Raw genomic sequence first — 1014 nt, 5'->3', positions numbered from 1 at the left:
CCGGGACCGCTACATCGTCTCGGACATTTATTCCCTGAAATTCATCGAGTTCTACGACACCCGCTGCCGGGACATCTGCGACGAGGTCCTCCGCAGCGGCTGGATGCCCAACCAGGGGATGTGAGAAAAACAGTTGCGGCGGCCGCGGGGATGTGCTAAAATCAGGTATCTCTACATCAGAAAGGAAGCATCCCCATGGATTTTGCGAAACTGGCCGCGGAGCGATATTCTCTGCGGAAATTCAGCGACCGCCCCGTGGAGGCGGAGAAGCTCTCCGCCGTGCTGGAGGCCGGCCGCAATGCCCCCACTGCCCATAACCTCCAGCCCCAGCGCATCTTTGTGCTCCAGAGCTCGGAGGCGCTGGAAAAGGTGGACGGCTGCACCGGCGCTCACTTCCATCCGCCGGTGATGCTGCTGGTGGCATACGACCCGGAGGCCGCCTGGAAGCGGGAGGACGACGGCAAGAACCACGGCGAGATTGACGCGGCTATCGCCGTCACCCAGATGATGCTCCAGGCCGCGGACCTGGGCCTCGGCACCACCTATGTGGGCATGTTCGACCCGGAGAAGCTCCACGCCGCATTCCCGGAGCTGGCGGGGCTGACACCCATCGCCCTGCTGCCTATGGGCTATCCGGCGGAGGGCGCCCATCCCTCCCGCCTGCACACGGACCGCAAGCCCCTGGAGGAGCTGGTGCGGTATCTGTGACAATAAGGGAACTGGAATCAGGAATCAGGGGCGCACGCCGCGCGCCCCTGAATTCTATTCCGGATTTTCTGGAAAGAGTGAAGAGCAGAGCGGGAGGATTCCGTATCTCAACAGCTGCGCTTTGTGCCTCTCTCTGTAAAAAGGCCCTGGGGATGCTGCCCCAGGGCCCTTTTGTGTCAATGTCGCCTCCGGCCCCGGTAGCCGCCCCCGCGGCGGCGGGGTACGCTACGGCCGTACCGGTAGCGCCGGCGGCCTACCGTCAGCTTCCAGACGATCAGCGCCGCCGCCAGCACCAGCAACGCGATG

Annotated in this window: 1 protein-coding gene; it reads left to right on the top strand. The window is 63.8% G+C overall.

Features of this window, described 5'->3' with window-relative positions; all coding sequences use genetic code 11:
- Nucleotides 1–195 precede the first annotated feature (195 nt).
- The gene (locus QVE23_RS08965) at nt 196–708 is read left to right on the top strand and encodes a nitroreductase family protein (RefSeq protein ID WP_025545193.1); all 513 of its coding nucleotides are present in this window, start codon (nt 196–198) and stop codon (nt 706–708) included.
- Nucleotides 709–1014: the final 306 nt, after the last annotated feature.

This window comes from Oscillibacter sp. KLE 1728 (assembly GCF_934833455.1).
Lineage (GTDB): Bacteria > Bacillota > Clostridia > Oscillospirales > Oscillospiraceae > Oscillibacter > Oscillibacter welbionis.
The sequence above is the reverse complement of the archived record's forward strand: the minus strand, read 5'-3'. Positions and strand labels throughout refer to the sequence as shown.

What these genes read in the sequence shown, in the direction of transcription:
- QVE23_RS08965 (WP_025545193.1), top strand. Translation starts at nt 196, where the DNA reads ATGGATTTTGCGAAACTGGCCGCGGAGCGATATTCTCTGCGGAAATTC.